At 54.2% G+C, this 17,050-nt stretch carries 15 protein-coding genes; all 15 read right to left on the bottom strand.

The features are described from left to right. Window positions 1-2: 2 nt before the first annotated feature. The 15 genes from nusA to ETR37_RS03545 all read right to left on the bottom strand — a co-directional run bounded on the left by nusA (window position 3) and on the right by ETR37_RS03545 (window position 17,021). Window positions 3-1,154 carry a transcription termination factor NusA gene (nusA, locus tag ETR37_RS03475; protein ID WP_015374428.1) on the bottom strand — a complete coding sequence of 384 codons (1,152 nt, stop codon included), beginning with the start codon at window positions 1,152-1,154 and terminating at the stop codon, window positions 3-5. A 24-nt stretch (window positions 1,155-1,178) separates the two neighbouring features. Beyond that, window positions 1,179-1,652 (bottom strand): ribosome maturation factor RimP, encoded by a 474-nt coding sequence (gene rimP / locus ETR37_RS03480; RefSeq protein WP_015374427.1) that lies wholly within the window; start codon window positions 1,650-1,652, stop codon window positions 1,179-1,181. Window positions 1,653-1,896: 244 nt separating this feature from the next. Beyond that, the gene (locus tag ETR37_RS03485; protein ID WP_033006432.1) at window positions 1,897-6,201 is read right to left on the bottom strand and encodes a PolC-type DNA polymerase III; all 4,305 of its coding nucleotides are present in this window, start codon (window positions 6,199-6,201) and stop codon (window positions 1,897-1,899) included. A gap of 102 nt (window positions 6,202-6,303) precedes the next feature. Next, window positions 6,304-8,007 carry a proline--tRNA ligase gene (locus ETR37_RS03490; protein WP_015374425.1) on the bottom strand — a complete coding sequence of 568 codons (1,704 nt, stop codon included), beginning with the start codon at window positions 8,005-8,007 and terminating at the stop codon, window positions 6,304-6,306. A gap of 23 nt (window positions 8,008-8,030) precedes the next feature. Continuing rightward, window positions 8,031-9,296, bottom strand: a complete 1,266-nt coding sequence (gene rseP, locus ETR37_RS03495) for an RIP metalloprotease RseP (protein ID WP_173346434.1) — start codon at window positions 9,294-9,296, stop codon at window positions 8,031-8,033. 2 nt (window positions 9,297-9,298) lie between these two features. Beyond that, window positions 9,299-10,447, bottom strand: coding sequence for a 1-deoxy-D-xylulose-5-phosphate reductoisomerase (gene dxr, locus ETR37_RS03500; protein WP_011230755.1), 1,149 nt, complete (start codon window positions 10,445-10,447; stop codon window positions 9,299-9,301). Window positions 10,448-10,467: 20 nt separating this feature from the next. Next, window positions 10,468-11,262: a phosphatidate cytidylyltransferase gene (locus tag ETR37_RS03505; RefSeq protein WP_014195473.1), complete on the bottom strand. Its 795-nt coding sequence runs from the start codon at window positions 11,260-11,262 to the stop codon at window positions 10,468-10,470. Continuing rightward, on the bottom strand, window positions 11,259-12,032 hold the full coding sequence (locus tag ETR37_RS03510; protein ID WP_129446913.1) for an undecaprenyl pyrophosphate synthase: 774 nt from the start codon (window positions 12,030-12,032) through the stop codon (window positions 11,259-11,261). The genes ETR37_RS03505 and ETR37_RS03510 overlap by 4 nt, the downstream gene beginning before the upstream one ends. An 82-nt stretch (window positions 12,033-12,114) precedes the next feature. Then, window positions 12,115-12,672, bottom strand: coding sequence for a ribosome recycling factor (gene frr / locus ETR37_RS03515; RefSeq protein WP_011230752.1), 558 nt, complete (start codon window positions 12,670-12,672; stop codon window positions 12,115-12,117). Between the two features lie 2 nt (window positions 12,673-12,674). Further along, the gene (gene pyrH, locus ETR37_RS03520) at window positions 12,675-13,397 is read right to left on the bottom strand and encodes a UMP kinase (RefSeq protein ID WP_011230751.1); all 723 of its coding nucleotides are present in this window, start codon (window positions 13,395-13,397) and stop codon (window positions 12,675-12,677) included. Window positions 13,398-13,465: 68 nt separating this feature from the next. Then, entirely contained in the window at window positions 13,466-14,350 is an 885-nt protein-coding gene (tsf, locus tag ETR37_RS03525; RefSeq protein WP_011230750.1) for a translation elongation factor Ts, read from the bottom strand. A 157-nt stretch (window positions 14,351-14,507) separates the two neighbouring features. After that, window positions 14,508-15,215, bottom strand: coding sequence for a 30S ribosomal protein S2 (gene rpsB, locus ETR37_RS03530; protein ID WP_013145737.1), 708 nt, complete (start codon window positions 15,213-15,215; stop codon window positions 14,508-14,510). A gap of 162 nt (window positions 15,216-15,377) precedes the next feature. Further along, entirely contained in the window at window positions 15,378-15,995 is a 618-nt protein-coding gene (locus ETR37_RS03535) for a hypothetical protein (RefSeq protein WP_015374423.1), read from the bottom strand. 8 nt (window positions 15,996-16,003) lie between these two features. Beyond that, window positions 16,004-16,249 carry a hypothetical protein gene (locus ETR37_RS03540; protein WP_015374422.1) on the bottom strand — a complete coding sequence of 82 codons (246 nt, stop codon included), beginning with the start codon at window positions 16,247-16,249 and terminating at the stop codon, window positions 16,004-16,006. A 16-nt stretch (window positions 16,250-16,265) separates the two neighbouring features. Next, window positions 16,266-17,021, bottom strand: coding sequence for a FliA/WhiG family RNA polymerase sigma factor (locus ETR37_RS03545; protein ID WP_015374421.1), 756 nt, complete (start codon window positions 17,019-17,021; stop codon window positions 16,266-16,268). Window positions 17,022-17,050 lie beyond the last annotated feature (29 nt).

The raw sequence follows: 17,050 nt of genomic DNA on the forward strand, positions 1-17,050 counted from the left end.
CCTCACTCGATTTCCGCTGATTGATCAAACGATGGGCCGTTTTCTTCGCTATTTTCATTATCGGCCGCCGCATCGCTGAAATCAAGCGAAGTGGATGGCGCATGCGGATCAATGCCCATCTCCCGCGCTTCCGATTCGCTTTTAATATCAATTTTCCAGCCGGTCAATTTCGCCGCCAGCCGCGCGTTTTGCCCGCGTTTGCCGATGGCGAGCGACAGCTGATAGTCCGGAACGATGACCGTCGTCGCCTTTTGCTCCTCGTTGACAATGACGCGCAACACTTTCGCCGGGCTTAACGCGTTGGCGACAAACTCCACCGGATCGGCCGACCAGCGGACGATATCGATTTTTTCTCCGTTCAGCTCATCAACAATGGCCTGCACGCGTTGCCCTCTCGGTCCGACGCATGCGCCGACCGGATCGACTTCCGGGTTGTCGGAGTGGACGGAAATTTTCGAACGGTCGCCGGCTTCGCGGGCGATCGATTTAATCTCGACCGTTCCGTCGTAAATTTCCGGCACTTCGAGCTCAAACAGCCGTTTCAACAGTCCCGGGTGGGTGCGGGAGACGAAAATTTGCGGCCCTTTTGTCGTTTTTTCCACTTTCGTAATGTATACTTTCAACCGGTCGTGCGGCTTATATGTTTCATTCGGCATTTGTTCGTTTGCCGGCAGGAGCGCCTCCGCCTTGCCGAGGCTGACGTAGACAAAGCGCGGGTCGACGCGCTGAACGATGCCGGTCATAATGTCCTCTTCACGGTCGACAAATTCGGCGTAGATGATGCTCCGCTCTGCCTCGCGCACGCGCTGGGTGACGACTTGCTTCGCCGTCTGTGCGGCGATGCGCCCGAAATCGCGCGGCGTCACTTCGAGCTCGACGACGTCGCCGATTTGATAATTCGGATTGATCCGCTGCGCCTCCTCAAGCGAAATTTCAAGGCGCGGATCGGCCACCTCTTCGACGACATCTTTGCGCGCGAACACGCGGATCGTGCCGGTGTCCATATTGAGATCGACGCGCACGTTTTGCGCCTGCCCGAAATTGCGTTTATACGCCGAAACGATCGCCGCTTCGATCGCTTCCATCACGACTTCTTTGCTGATGCCTTTTTCCCGCATCAGATCGGCTAACGCCTCAAGCAATTGCGTGTTCATGCAACAAAAATCCCCCTTTTGCGATTAGAAGAAAATGACGGCTAATCGGGCGCTTGCCACTTTTTCATACGGAATGGCGACCGTTTTTTGCCGTCCGCGGTCTTTGACCAACAGCGTCACGGTCGTTCCGTCAAAAGCGGTTAGTTCGCCTTCAAACTGCTTTTCTCCTTCAATGGGCTCATACGTTTTGATATATACATGTTTCCCAATGGCCTTGGCAAAATCTTTTGCCTTTTTCAGCGGCCGCTCCGCTCCGGGCGATGATACTTCCAAAAAATAGTTATGCGGAATCGGATCGACTTCATCGAGCTTTTCGCTCAATTTTTCGCTGACAGCACCGCATTGTTCAATATCGACGCCATCGTCAGAGTCAATGAAGACGCGCAAAAACCAATTTTTCCCTTCCTTCACATATTCAATATCGACGAGTTCAAGCCCCATTTCGTCTAAGATCGGTGTGACGAGTTGTTCGACCGTTTCTGTCACCTTTTTGCTCATTGTGTTCCTCCTTACCGAGCAAACGTGCATGCGTGGCATAATGAGAAAATCCCCTGCACAAGGCGGGGAATGAACGAGAGATGGGTGCCCATTCAAGACGAAAGAGTGGGTTTCCCCACTCTCTGCTTGCCATTATCTTTGCCAATTCCACTAAAACTATAACACATTGGGAAATATATTGCAACGGGAAACTGCCGCTCGGGCGAAAGAGCGCTGTCCGCTTCCTTCAGCGGCGGCGTTTCCACTAAAACAGCGACAGCTGGTTATGGTCTGGAAGCGAGTCAAGGCAGCCGCGGCTTTCTAGATACTCGAGCAGCGTTTTCGACAATTTGCCGCGCTGTTGCAAATCCTCCTTCGACAAAAACTCGCCTTCCTCGCGGGCGCGCACGATCGCCTGCGCCACGTTCGTCCCAAGCCCCGGAATGGCGTTGAACGGCGGAATGAGAGAATTGCCGTCAATGACGAATTCCGTCGCCTGCGAGCGGTACAAATCGATATTTTTAAAGGAAAAGCCGCGCTCGCACATCTCTAAGGCCACCTCAAGAACCGTGAGCAAGCTTTTTTCTTTCGCCGTCGCCTGAATGCCTTTGGCGTTGATTTCCTCAATCCGCTTGCGAATGGCGGCTGATCCTTTGATCATGGCGTCAAGGTCAAAGTCCTCCGCCCGCACCGTAAAGTACGACGCGTAATACAAAAGCGGATGGTGCACCTTAAAGTAGGCGATGCGCACCGCCATTAACACGTAGGCGGCGGCGTGCGCTTTCGGGAACATGTACTTGATTTTTTTGCATGAATCGATGTACCACTCCGGCACATCATGTTTGCGCATTTCTGCTTCAAACTCCGGCGTTAAGCCTTTTCCTTTGCGCACGGATTCCATGATTTTAAAAGCGAGCGACGGCTCGAGCCCGCGGTAAATCAAATAGACCATAATGTCGTCGCGGCAGCCGATGACTTCCGATAACGTACACGTGCCGTTTTGAATGAGCTCTTGCGCGTTGCCGAGCCACACATCGGTGCCGTGCGACAAGCCGGAAATTTGCACGAGTTCGGAAAACGTTTTTGGCCTTGTCTCTTCCAACATTTGCCGAACGAAGCGCGTGCCAAACTCCGGAATGCCGATCGTGCCGACATTGCACATGATTTGCTCCGGCGTAACGCCAAGCGGCTCGGTGCTGCTGAAAATGCCCATCACATCCGGGTCGTCGGTCGGGATCGTTTTCGGATCGATGCCGCTTAAATCTTGCAGCATGCGAATGACCGTCGGATCGTCGTGCCCGAGAATATCGAGCTTCAACAAATTGTCGTGGATCGAATGGAAGTCGAAATGAGTCGTCCGCCATTCAGAGGACGTGTCATCGGCCGGATATTGAATCGGCGTAAAATCGTAAATTTCCATATAATCCGGGACGACGATGATGCCGCCCGGATGCTGCCCGGTCGTCCGCTTCACCCCGGTGCAGCCAGCCGCGAGCCGGTCGATTTCCGCGCCGCGCAGCTCTAAGTTATGGTCGCTCGCATACGCTTTGACAAATCCGTACGCCGTTTTGTCAGCGACCGTGCCAATCGTCCCGGCGCGGTAGACGTTGTCTTCGCCAAACAGCACTTTCGTATAGTTGTGGGCGCGCGGTTGGTATTCGCCGGAAAAGTTCAAGTCGATATCCGGCACTTTGTCGCCTTTAAAGCCGAGAAACGTCTCAAACGGGATGTCGTGCCCGTCTTTCTTGTATTTCGTCCCACATCGCGGGCAGTTTTTATCCGGCAAATCAAACCCTGAGCCGACTGAACCGTCGTTAAAGAACTCCGAATGCTTGCAGTTCGGGCAAACGTAATGCGGCGGCAGCGGATTGACCTCGGTGATTTCCGTCATCGTCGCGACAAACGACGAGCCGACCGATCCGCGCGACCCGACAAGGTAGCCGTCATCGAGCGATTTTTTCACAAGCTTGTGCGAGATCAAATAAATGACCGCAAAGCCATGGCCGATGATGCTTTTTAGCTCCTTCTCAAGCCGCTCTTCAACAAGTTTCGGCAACGGGTCGCCGTAAATTTCCTTCGCCCGCCGGTAGCTCATTTCCCTGATTTCCTCGTCCGCCCCTTCAATGCGCGGCGTATACAGCTCATCTTTGATCGGCTTGACATCGCCGATTAACGAAGCGATTTTTTGCGTGTTGTCAACGACGATTTCCTTCGCTTTTTCCGGCCCTAAAAACGAGAAGCAGTCAAGCATTTCATTCGTCGTACGGAAATATACATCCGGCAGTTCATGGCGGTTGAGCGGATTCGCCCCGCCTTGCGAATGGATTAAGATTTTCCGGTAAATTTTATCTTCTGGGTTCAAGTAATGGACGTTGCCAGTGGCGACAACCGGGATGTCAAGCTTCTCACCAAGGGCGACGATGCTGCGGATGATGTTTTTGATCATCTCTTCGTCTTTCACATAATCCATCTCGATGAGCGGCTTGTACACGTCCGGCGGATGCACTTCAAGAAAATCGTAAAAACGGGCGATGTCTTCGACTTCTTCCGGCGCCTTTTGGATCAAGTTGTCAAACAGCTCTCCTTTGTCGCAGCCCGAGCCGACAAGCAGGCCGTCGCGGTGCTTGACGAGCACGGAGCGCGGGATGCGCGGCACACGGTGAAAATATTGAATGTGCGACAATGACACAAGCTTGAACAAATTTTTCAATCCAGTCTCGTTTTGCGCCAACAGCGTCACATGGAACGGGCGCGCAAGCCGATAGGACGCTTCGCTGTGCGTGCGGCTGTTTAATTCGTCATGAAACAGTATGCCGCGCTCTTCCGCTTCCTTCAACAGCCGCATAAGCAAATGCCCGGTCGCCTCCGCGTCGTAGATGGCGCGGTGATGCTGCGTCAATTCAATGTCAAATTTTTTGCACAATGTATTGAGCCGATGGTTTTTCAAATCCGGGTATAAAAAACGGGCCAGCTCGAGCGTATCGATGACTGGATTCGCGATTTTGCCGCGCCCCATGCGAGCGAGGCCCGCGTTTAAAAAACCGATGTCAAAGCTGGCGTTGTGGGCAACAAGCGTCGCATCGCCGGCCCAGTCAACAAAACGGGCTAGCACCTCGTCCGGCTTCGGGGCGTCTTTCACCATCTCATCGGTGATCCCAGTCAGCTCCATCGTTGTCACCGACAACGGATGTCCAGGGTTGGCAAACGACATGAACCGGTCGATGATCTCGCCGTCTTTCACTTTCACCGCCGCCAGCTCAATGATCGTATTGTACACAGCCGACAGGCCCGTCGTTTCGACGTCAAAGACGACGTACGTTTCCTCCGAAAGACGGCGGTGCGTTTCATTGTAGGCGATCGGCACGCCATCGTCGACGATGTTCGCTTCAAGGCCGTAAATGACCTTCATGCCGTGTTTTTTCGCCGCGCTGTAGGCCTCCGGAAACGACTGAACAACGGCATGGTCGGTGACGGCGATCGCCGGATGCCCCCATTTTTTCGCTTGCTCAATGAGTTTTGTCACCGAGGTGACCGCGTCCATTTGGCTCATCGGGGTATGCAAATGGAGCTCGACCCTTTTTTCCCCTTCCGGCGCCGTATCTTGCCGTTCGTTTGCGGCGATTTCGTTCAAATCGTTGGCGATGATGACCAAATCACGGACGAACGTATCGTTTTGCACGCTGCCGCGCACTTTCACCCACATGCCTTTTTTGACGCCGCTCATGAGCTCGGCGTCCTCTTTGTCGCGCGAAAACATTTTGACTAAAATCGAGTTCGTGTAATCGGTGATTTTCATGGTCAACAGCGTGCGGCCGCTTTTTAATTCGCTCACTTCGGCGTCAAATACATAGCCTTGCACCACGACGCGCCGCTCTTCTTCGACGATCGTTTCAAGCCGCCGCACCGGCTCCTCGTCGCGGATCGGATAGCCGATGACAAGCGGACCGGACGGCGGCGCAGACGCGGCCTTTTCTTCTTCCCTCGCTAAATCGGTCAGTACAGCAAGCGCTCGCTCTTCGTCCTCTTGCTGTTTTTGCGCCAAAAACTGTTCCATTTCTTGCTTGGACGGCTCGACGCTGACGTCAAGCTGAAGGGGGGGAAACCCAAACGAAGCGTACACATCAGCGATTTTTTTGGCGAACCGCCGTTTGATCGCCAGCGCTTCCGCTTCATGGCGGGCAACGACAAGCAGCTTGTTTCCTTTCAGCTCAGGCGTCTGCCGGCTGAGCCAATCGACAAGCGGCGACATGCCTTCTTGCAGCTCGGCAAGGCAAAGCGGCCAATACACCTGCACATCCGCCTCAGTTACGCGCGGCGCTTCGACCTCCATCGTATGGCGGACGGCGGCGATATGGCGGAACGCCGTCTGCAGCCGATCGGCAAACGTTTTGTATACATGAACCGGCAGCACGTTGTCGAACTGAAAATAAAAATGCCAGCTTTTCTCCTCTTTATCGATCACGACTTTGCGAATGGCTGCCTCACGAAAATGCGGCATCCATTCGTCCGACGTCATCTTCAGCTGCTCAAGCAGGATGAGAAACCGCTCTTTTTGCTCTTTTGTCACCATGACGTCCGTTTGTTCCCCTCTCAACATCATTCTCTTTCTATATCATACCATAACAAAAGCGCCGGCGAAAAAGACAGAATTCTTTTTCGAAAGCGCCGGCACTCATGATTGAAGGAGACGGCGCGCAGTGTCGACAAGCTCGCTGACCGGCACATCGAACGTCTCGCCCGTTTTCCGCACTTTTACTTCCACAACGCCTTCGCCCGCTCGCTTGCCGACGGTGACGCGGAGCGGAATGCCGATCAAATCGCTGTCGGCAAACTTCACTCCGGCCCGTTCGGGGCGGTCGTCATACAACACTTCAAACCCAGCCTGTCCGAGCTTTTCATACCACTCTTCCGCCAACGCGCGCTGTTCATCGCTTTTTGCGTTCGCTGTAAGCAAATGGATGTGAAACGGTGCGACCGAAGCCGGCCACACAAGCCCGTGTTCGTCAGCAAACTGTTCGGCGATTGCGGCCACCAATCTTGATACGCCGATGCCGTAGCAACCCATGATCATCGTCTGCGTTTGGCCGTTTTCATCCAAATAGACGGCGTTCATCGCTTCGCTGTATTTTGTCCCCAGCTTAAACACATGCCCGACTTCAATGCCGCGGGCAAAGCGGATCGTCCCTTTGCCATCCGGCGACGGGTCGCCTTCTTTTACGAAGCGCAAATCGGCGTATTGACTGACGGCAAAATCGCGGCCCGGGTTGACTCCGATGTAATGGTATCCTTCCTCGTTCGCGCCGCAGACGCCGTTCGTGATGGCGGCGACAGCATGGTCCGCGATCACCGTGACGTCTTCGCTGACGCCGATCGGGCCGAGCGAACCGATTGGAGCGTTCATCACCCGCTCCGTTTCTTCCGGCGTCGCCAATTCGACGACCGTCGCGTCGAGTGCGTTTTTCACCTTCACCTCGTTCGCTTCATGATCGCCGCGGACGAGAACGAGCACATAGCGGCCGTCCACATTGAACAAGAGCGATTTAATGCAACGCTCCGGCGAGACTTGCAAATAGGACGTGACTTCATTGATCGTTTTTTGCCCCGGCGTCGCCACTTTTTTCAATTCGGCTGGCGGCTCATCGCTTTTTTCGTACGTGGCCACGACCGGCGCCATCTCGATGTTGGCGGCATAGTCAGACGCATCGGAGTAGGCGATCGTATCTTCGCCGATGTCCGAGAGCACCATAAACTCATGCGTATCTTTGCCGCCAATCGCCCCCGAGTCGGCGATGACGGCGCGGAAGTTCAATCCGCAGCGGCGGAAAATGTTCGCATACGCCTCATACATGTTGTTGTACGTTTCATCCAAGCTTTCTTTCGACGTATGGAACGAGTAGGCGTCTTTCATCATGAACTCGCGGCCGCGCAACAGCCCAAAACGCGGACGCTTTTCATCGCGGAATTTCGTTTGGATTTGGTACAAGACAAGCGGCAGCCGCTTGTACGTTTTCACTTCGTCGCGGACGATCGCCGTGATCATTTCCTCATGCGTCGGCCCGAGGGCGAAATCGCGCTCGTGCCGGTCTTTTAAGCGCATCAGTTCCGGCCCGTACGAGTACCAGCGGCCGGACTGCTGCCAAAGCTCAGCTGGCTGCAAGGCCGGCATGAAGAGCTCCATCGCTCCAATCCGGTTCATTTCCTCGCGAATGATGGCTTCCACTTTTTGCAAAACACGCTGCCCAAGCGGCAAAAACGTATAGACGCCGCTTGCGCTTTGACGAATGAAGCCGGCCCGCAGCAGGAGCTGATGGCTTTTCACTTCCGCATCCGCCGGCACTTCACGCAACGTCGGAATAAATGCTTGACTTTGTCTCATCCATTAGCCACCTCGTTTTCTCTCTATAGGAAAAATTTTTGAATGTCATTCCATGTCACCACAAGCATCAGCAACATCAGCAAGGCAAAGCCGATAAAATGAACCATTCCTTCTTTTTGCCGGTCGACCGGCTTGCCGCGCACCGCTTCAATGGCGAAAAAGAGGAGCCGCCCGCCGTCTAGCGCCGGCAATGGCAACAAGTTGACAATCCCCAGGTTGATGCTTAAAATCGCGCCCCATTTCATCAAGTAGTAGATCCCAGACTCCGCCACTTTGCCGGTCGATACAGCGATGCCGACCGGTCCGGACAGCATGTCAAGCTGAAACTGGCCGGTGATCAATTGGCCGAGCCCCGTTACAATTTCCCGCGTCCAGTAATACGTCTCAACCAGCCCTTGCTTGATCGAGCCCAACACCGATTTTTCCATCGGCTGATAGACGCCGATCAAGCCGATCGTCTCCCCTTGCACCGTTTTCGCCTCCGGAGTGACCGTCACACTCCGTTCTTTCCCATTCCGCTCAATTTGAAACTGAAGCGGTTCTCCCGGATGGGCGCGAATCGTGTTGACGATTTCCGTCCATGTTTCCATCCGTTCGCCGTTAATAGCGATCACTTCATCCCCTTGCTTCAAGCCGGCGGCGCGCGCCGCTCCTTCCGGCGTCAGCTCGCCGATCACCGGCTTGTCGACCGGATAGCCTTGCAAAAGACCGATGATGATAAAGACAACGAGCGACAAGAGAAAGTTGGCGAGCGGTCCGGCCAAAATCGTCATCGTTCGCTGCCCGAGCGTTTTTGCCGCAAATTGGCGATGGTACGGAGCAATTTGAATCTCTTGGCGGTCGACGACGAAAAACGCCGGCTCCTTGACCGTAAACCGCTCGAACCGCTCGCCGTCCGTATAGCCGGTCACATACATGCCATGCTCTAAATCGGCCTCTTCCACTTCCACTACGCGGATATTCGGATAATCGTCCTTATGGTTGAGGACGATTTTTTCCACTTGGCCGCTCTCATCAAGCAAAAGACCGACGACTTGCCCACGCTTCAATTCAATCGTCTCCGGGTCTTCACCGGCCATGCGGACGAAGCCGCCAAGCGGGAGCAGGCGGATCGTGTACACCGTTTCGTTTTTCTTGAACGAAAACACTTTCGGCCCGAAGCCGATGGCAAATTCGCGGCACAAAATGCCGGCCCGTTTTGCTAGCAGCAAGTGGCCGAGCTCGTGAAAAAAGACGAGGGCACCAAAGACGACGATAAATGAAATGATCGATTCCAACGTTTCAACCACCTTTATGATAGTAGTGAGCGGACGTAGGCGCGCGCGTCCGCATCGATTTCACGAATGTCCTCAAGCTGCGGATTGCTCACTGGCCGATGGCGCTCGAGCGCGCGTTCAATCCACTCCTCGATGGCCAAAAACGGTATGCGCCCGGCTAAAAACGCCGCCACCGCCTCCTCATTGGCCGCATTCAACACCGTCGGCAGCGAGCCGCCGCGCTTGCCAGCCTCATAGGCGAGACGCAAACAGCGATAGCGGTCGAAATCAACCGGGGCGAAATGGAGCGCCCCAAGCGAGATGAAATCAAGCGGCTTGGCGGATGGGAGCGGCAACCGCTTTGGATACGCAAGCGCATATTGGATCGGAACGCGCATATCCGGCGTTCCAAGCTGCGCCAATACACTTGTGTCACGGAACTGAACGAGCGAATGGATGATGCTTTCTCGATGCAAAACAACCTCAATCCGCTCATACGGCAGCCCGAACAGCCAATGAGCCTCAATGACCTCAAATCCTTTATTCATCATGGTCGCCGAATCAATCGTAATTTTTGCCCCCATCGACCAGTTCGGATGGCAAAGCGCCTCCTCAACCGTCACATGAGCGAGCTCTCGGCGCGTCTTGTCGCGGAAGCTGCCGCCGGATGCGGTCAGAATGAGTTTGTCAACGTGTTCCATCCTTTCCCCTTGCAGACATTGAAAAATGGCGGAATGTTCACTGTCAACTGGCAACAGCGGCACACCGCGCCGCTTGGCTGCAGCCATGACGAGATGTCCGGCGACAACGAGCGTCTCTTTGTTGGCGAGGGCGATCGCTTTTCCCGCTTCAATCGCCTTCAGCGTCGGCACAAGGCCGACGCTGCCGACGACAGCGGTGACGACAACATCGGCTTGTGGGCAAACGGCTGCTTCAATCAATCCTTCCTCTCCGTACACGATCGTCGTCCGCCCGCGGTACTCGCGATAAAGAACTTTATACGCATCACGGTCAGCGACGGCGACAAGACTTGGGGAAAATTCAGCGATCAGCCGCCTCGCCGCCTCGATATTTTTCCCGACCGATGCGGCGGCCAAGCGGAATTCGTCCGGATGGGCGCGGATGACATCGAGCGTCTGTGTGCCGATCGATCCGCTCGCCCCTAATATACTAATATATTTCAATCGTTTCACTCCTCACCCGCTTATCGTGCGATTTCAAGCAATATGTACAATATCGGCAGCACGAACAGCAAGCTGTCAAACCGATCTAAAATGCCGCCATGTCCCGGCAAAATCGCCCCGGAATCTTTGACGCCGTAATGGCGCTTAAATGCCGATTCGATCAAATCGCCGAGCTGACCGAACGCCGACAGCAGCAGCGCGACGCCAAGCGCGGCCGCCAAACTGCCAAACGGCGCCGCCGCCCACTCGTAAATCGCGGCGACAACAGCCGCGGAAGCGATGCCGCCGATGGCGCCTTCCACCGTTTTTTTTGGGCTGATCTCCGGCCATAGCTTGCGCCGGCCAAACGCGCGGCCAAAGAAATACGCCCCAATGTCAGTCGCCCAAATGACAAACAAGGCATAAACGAAGTACACGAACCCAACCAAACGAACAGCGCCGAAACAGAAAAACCCTACGCCGACATAGACGACCGCCAAAACGACAAACGCCGCCTCATCGAACGAGAGCGCATTTTTCGTCACGACCGTACCGACAAGCAGCAAAAAAGCCAAAGCGGCGAGCACGCCAAATTTGGCGGTCCCAGACGCCAACCACTCGCCGCCGTAACGGGCGGGAACGAGCAACAGCCAAAGGGCGATCAATCCAGCCGCCCCGACAAACGACAACGGGTGCATCCCTTTCATCCGCAACAATTCAAACAGCCCAATCGTGGCCAATATATATGTTACTATTATAAACGGAAATCCGCCAAAAATAACAATCGGCAAAAAGAGCGCCGCCGCTATGACTCCGGTGATGATTCGCTGCTTCATCGCGCTGACACTCCTCCAAATCGGCGGTCGCGCCGCTGGTAAGCGGCAATCGCCTCTAAGAAATGTTGCTCCGTAAAATCCGGCCATAAGACATCCGTAAACCAAAGTTCCGTATACGCCAACTGCCAAAGCATGAAATTGCTCAAGCGAATCTCCCCGCTCGTACGGATGAGCAAGTCAGGGTCAGCGAGCCCGCTCGTCATCAAGTACGAGGAAATGAGCGGCTCGGTGATGTCTTCCGGCGCGAGCATCCCGCGTTCGACGTCTTTGGCGATCTGCTTTACGGCGGCAGCGATTTCCGCCCGGCTTCCATAATTAAGGGCAAAGTTTAACACAAGGCCGGTGTTGCCGCTTGTTTCCTTCACGGCTTTCTCGACCGCCCGGCGCGTATGATCGGGCAGCGCCTCCGCATGACCGATCACTTGGACTTTGACATTTTCGGCGACGAGCTCGGGAAGAAACGTCGTCAAAAACTGTTCCGGCAGCTTCATCAAATAATCGACTTCACTTTTCGGACGTTTCCAGTTTTCTGTCGAAAACGCGTAAAGCGACAAAATCTGAATCCCCAGCTCATTCGCAAAACGAGTGATTTTGCGCACAACTTGCATGCCTTCGTAATGGCCGGCCGCCCTTGGCAGCGCCCGCTTTTTCGCCCATCTCCCGTTTCCGTCCATAATGATGGCGACGTGGTTCGGCATCGGATGCCTGAGCACCTCTTCTTTCGTCACCGGGACGTCTTTCTCTTTTGTTTTTCGCATTTTATTGAACATACGAGTCCTCCGGGATCGTGTTTTGCCTTTCCATTATAGCAAAAAAACCCTCCATCAACATAGAGGGTTTGCATGGTTTTGCCTATACTTCCATCACTTCTTTTTCTTTTTCTTTTGTGATGGCGTCAATTTTGGCGATGTGGTCATCGGTCAGCTTTTGCACTTCGTCCGTGTAGCTGCGGAGCTCATCTTCCGTAATCTCGCCGTTTTTCTCGAGTTTTTTCAATTCATCGTTCGCATCGCGGCGGATGTTGCGCACCGCGACTTTCGCGTCTTCTGAATACTTTTTGACAAGCTTCGCGAGCTCGCGGCGCCGTTCCTCGGTGAGCGGCGGAATGACAAGACGAATGACCGATCCATCATTCGATGGCGTCAGCCCTAAATCCGATGCTAAAATCGCTTTTTCCATTTCTTTAATGGCCGATTTGTCGTACGGCTGAATGACAAGCAGCCGCGCTTCCGGCACGCTGATGGAGGCCAGTTGGTTGATTGGCGTCGGCACGCCGTAATAGTCAACGGTTACTTTCTCAAGCAGCCCTGCGTTCGCCCGTCCGGCGCGAATGCTTGCCAGCTCGCGGGTGAACGCTTGCACCGCTTTATCCATCTTTTCTTTCGCCTGTTGGATCACTTGCTTTGCCATCGTTATTTCCCCCTTACGATCGTTCCGATGTTTTCACCTAACACAGCGCGTTTAATATTGCCTTCTTCCATAATCGAGAAGACGATGAGCGGAATGTTGTTGTCCATGCAAAGCGAGGAAGCAGTCGAATCCATGACGCCGAGCCCTTGCTTGATGACGTCCAAGTACGACAGCTCATCGTATTTGACCGCATTGGCGTCGACGTTCGGGTCGGCGCTGTAGACGCCATCGACGTTGTTTTTCGCCATTAAAATGACGTCCGCCTCGATTTCCGCCGCCCTTAAGGCCGCGGTCGTATCGGTCGAAAAGTACGGGTTGCCTGTGCCGGCGGCGAAAATGACAACTCGTTTTTTCTCAAGATGGCGAATCGCCCGGCGGCGAATGTACGGTTCGGCCACTTGCCGCATTTCAATCGATGTTTGCACCCGCGTTTCCACGCCGAGCTGCTCAAGGCTGTCCTGCAAAGCGAGGGCGTTCATCACCGTCGCCAACATGCCCATGTAATCAGCCGTCGCCCGGTCCATGCCCATTTCGCTTCCCGTTTTTCCACGCCAAATGTTGCCGCCGCCGACGACGATGGCGACCTCGACGCCCAGTTCAACAACTTCTTTCACTTGTTTGGCGATCGACTGAATGACCGCCGGTTGAATGCCAAACCCTTGCTTTCCGGCGAGCGCTTCCCCGCTCAACTTTAACACGACGCGTTTGTATTTTGGCTGTTCCATGTCCAACCTCCATGATGCGAATCACTTTGAAAAACAGGGAACACGCGCGTGTTCCCTGTTGCGGTCCGTCATTGTTTTCTGACTTGGCTCATGACTTCTTCTGCAAAATTGTCTTGGCGTTTTTCGAGCCCTTCGCCGACTTCGTAACGGATGAACTGCTTGACTGTTGCTCCGTTCGATTCGACGTATTGGCGCACCGTCACATCCGGGTTTTTCACGAACGCTTGCTCGAGCAGGCAGACGTCTTCGTAAAACTTGTTCAGCCGGCCTTCGACCATTTTTTCAACGATTTTCTCCGGCTTGCCTTCGTTTAAGGCTTGCTGCTTCAACACTTCACGCTCATGCGCAATCTCTTCCTGCGGCACGTCGTCGCGCGAGACGTATTTCGGATGAAGTGCGGCAATGTGCATGGCGACATCTTTGGCGACGTCTTCGCTCGCATTGCCGGCTAATAACGTTAATACGCCGATGCGCCCGCCCATGTGCAAGTACGCACCGAACGTTTCGCCGTCCGCTTTATTGACGACGGCAAAGCGGCGAAGCGTAATTTTTTCACCAATTTTGGCGATCGCTTCGTTGATGTAGTCTTGGACGGTCGAGCCGTTGTCCATCGTTTGACCGAGCGCTTCATCAAGCGAAGCCGGCTTTTGTTTCAGCAAGTGGGCGGCCAGCTCTTTGACAAGCGTTTGGAATGCTTCGTTTTTCGCAACGAAGTCCGTTTCCGAGTTCACTTCCAAAATGACGGCGGTATTGCCTTCCACCGCAATGTACGCCATCCCTTCGGCCGCGATGCGGTCCGCTTTTTTCGCCGCTTTGGCAATTCCTTTTTCGCGCAGCCAGTCGATCGCTTTCTCCATGTCACCATTTGTTTCGGTGAGCGCCTTTTTGCAGTCCATCATGCCTGCGCCTGTTTTTTCGCGCAGTTCTTTCACCATTTGTGCTGTAATCGCCATAAAAAAATCCTCCTTCTCATTGTCCCGTATATGTATCGGTGCCGGCAGCGGCTTCCCGTTTTGCCCTTATTCGTTAGTATAGCCAAAAGTTGCTCATTTCTGTCTCAAAAAAAGGTGATAAAAGGCTTTCCCCTCTTATCACCTTTCTTGTGCATCGTTACTCTGCTGCGACGGCCGCTTCTTCGCCTTGTTTCGCCTCAAGCACGGCGTCGGCGATTTTCGAAGTCAACAGCTTAACAGCGCGGATGGCGTCGTCGTTGGCCGGAATGACATAGTCAATTTCATCCGGATCGCAGTTCGTGTCGACGATGCCGATGATCGGGATGTTCAGCTTGCGCGCTTCCGCCACCGCGATCCGCTCTTTGCGCGGGTCAATGACAAACAACGCATCCGGCAGCTCTTTCATGTCTTTGATGCCGCCCAAAAACTTCTCAAGACGCTCTTTTTCTTTTTTCAAGCGAATGACTTCTTTTTTCGGCAGAACGTCAAATATTCCATCTTCTTCCATTTTTTCAATTTCACGCAGCCGTTTGATCCGCTTTTGGATCGTAGCGAAGTTCGTCAGCGTGCCGCCGAGCCAGCGTTGGTTGACATAAAACATGCCGCAGCGTTCCGCTTCTTCCTTCACCGACTCTTGCGCTTGTTTTTTCGTGCCGACGAACAAAATTTTGCCGCCATTCGCCGCCAATTCGCGAACGAAGTTGTAGGCTTCCTCGACTTTTTTCACCGTTTTTTGCAAGTCGATGATATAGATGCCGTTGCGCTCCGTGAAAATGTATTTTTTCATCTTCGGATTCCAACGGCGCGTCTGATGTCCAAAGTGGACGCCAGCTTCAAGCAGTTGTTTCATCGAAATAACCGACATGTATGCTCCTCCTGTTTCCTTAGTGGTTTTTGGTCCTCCGCCTGCCTCATCTTTCAGCAAGACTGGCGTTGCCAGCACCGTTGCTGAAATCACCAGGCGTGTGTATTCACACCATGAAAAAATATATCACAACTGCAAGCGGCAAATCAAGCTGTTATTCGCCTATTGATTCGTTTTTTGCGCAAATTTGAGCCATAGCTCGACTTCCGTTTTCCCTTTGCCGAGCTGTTTGGCAATTTCCTCGACTGTCTCTCCTTCCGCATATAGGCGGCGAGCAAGCTCACTCGCGTCGGCCGGTCGGGCGTGTGAAAGTTCGAGCACATCCTTGACCGCTTCGATGTCTGGGAAATAGCCCGGAGCGGCGCTTGGACGGCTTGTTTTGGCGCGTTTTTCGGTTTCTCCCCGCTCCGCCGGCTCGTTTTCCCCCTTTTTTGCTTCCGCTGTTCGCTTTTCGAACCCCGCTCCGATTTCACCGCCTCCTGCCCCCGGCATGGACGCCGTCTCTTTCCCGTTCGCGCCCCGTTGCCCACTGGGCGCATCGTTCGTTTCCGGTGCAGAAACGAATGGAGCCGCGCCGCTATTAAGCAACGAGTCAAGTTCAGCCAAAAAGCGCTCGTTTTCTTCCTTCCAGGCAGCGAGATAAGCGGTCATGGCTTCCTCGAGCTCCTCGGCCCGCCTCTCCGCCTCGCCAAGCCGCGACAGGCGAAGGAAAAGCACAATGATCAACCAAAACGACAAGGCGTGCAGCAGCAAACTGATCGTTAGCCAAAATGCCATCATGATGTTCACTATCCTTGAATGTCGATCGTTTTTCCTTTATAAGGGTGTCCTCCAAAACGGGACGCCTCCTGCTCAAGACGGGCGCTCGTTCGTTTATCCGTCACCCGACGACGCGCACGCTCCGCCCGCTTTTGGCCGGCAGCTGCCATTTGCGCCTGCACGGCATAGGAATGTTGTTGCGTTGAGGTTTGAAGCCTTTCCGCGTCGGGCGCTTTCGGCATGACGCTTTGCAACGCTGGAAGCTGGATGTCCATCGCGTTTTCTCTCCCCTCATGGCTCTTTTTCAAAGAAGCGGCGCAGTTTCCAAAGCGCTTTCGCATGAATTTGCGAAATTCTTGATGTCGACAAATGCAAAAGGCTCCCGATTTCTGTAAACGTCAGCTCCTCTTTGTAAAACAAACTGATGACGAGCTGCTCTTTTTCATTCAGCTGTCCGATGGCTTCAGCCAGCTTTTCGATCATTTCCTGCTTAACGATTTGCTCCTCGGGAAGCGGAGCGCGGTCGTCGCGAACCGAAAGCAGTCCTTCATCTTCGTCGACGGTCGTCTGCCCGAGCGGCAGCCAATGGGAAAAAAACGTTTCACTCGCCGCCGCCTGCACTTCCTCTTCCGTCATCCCGAGCTCAGCGGCGATCTCTTTCGCCGTCACCGATCGCATGTGCCGCTGTTCAAGCCGCTCGATCGCTTCCTCAATTTTTTTTGCCTTATCGCGCATGCTGCGCGGCAGCCAGTCTTCTTTGCGCAAACCGTCTAAGATGGCGCCGCGGATGCGGAACGAGGCGTACGTGTCGAACTTCAAATCACGCGATGGATCAAATTTCTCCAACGCATCGTATAAGCCGACGAGTCCAAGGCTGACGAGCTCATCCTTCGGCACGGAGCTCGGCAGCGTCGCCGAAAGCCGCTGCACGTGGTAGAAAACAAGCGGCATATAGCGCTGCACCAGCTCCTCGGCCGCGCGACGGTCGCGGCCATGGATCCATTCATCCCAATATTTCCGTTCTTCTCCTTTTAGCGCGCTTCCCATTATTCTCCCCCTTGCCTTGCGGAAACGGC

The organism is Geobacillus sp. PK12 (assembly GCF_004123125.1).
GTDB lineage: Bacteria > Bacillota > Bacilli > Bacillales > Anoxybacillaceae > Geobacillus > Geobacillus zalihae.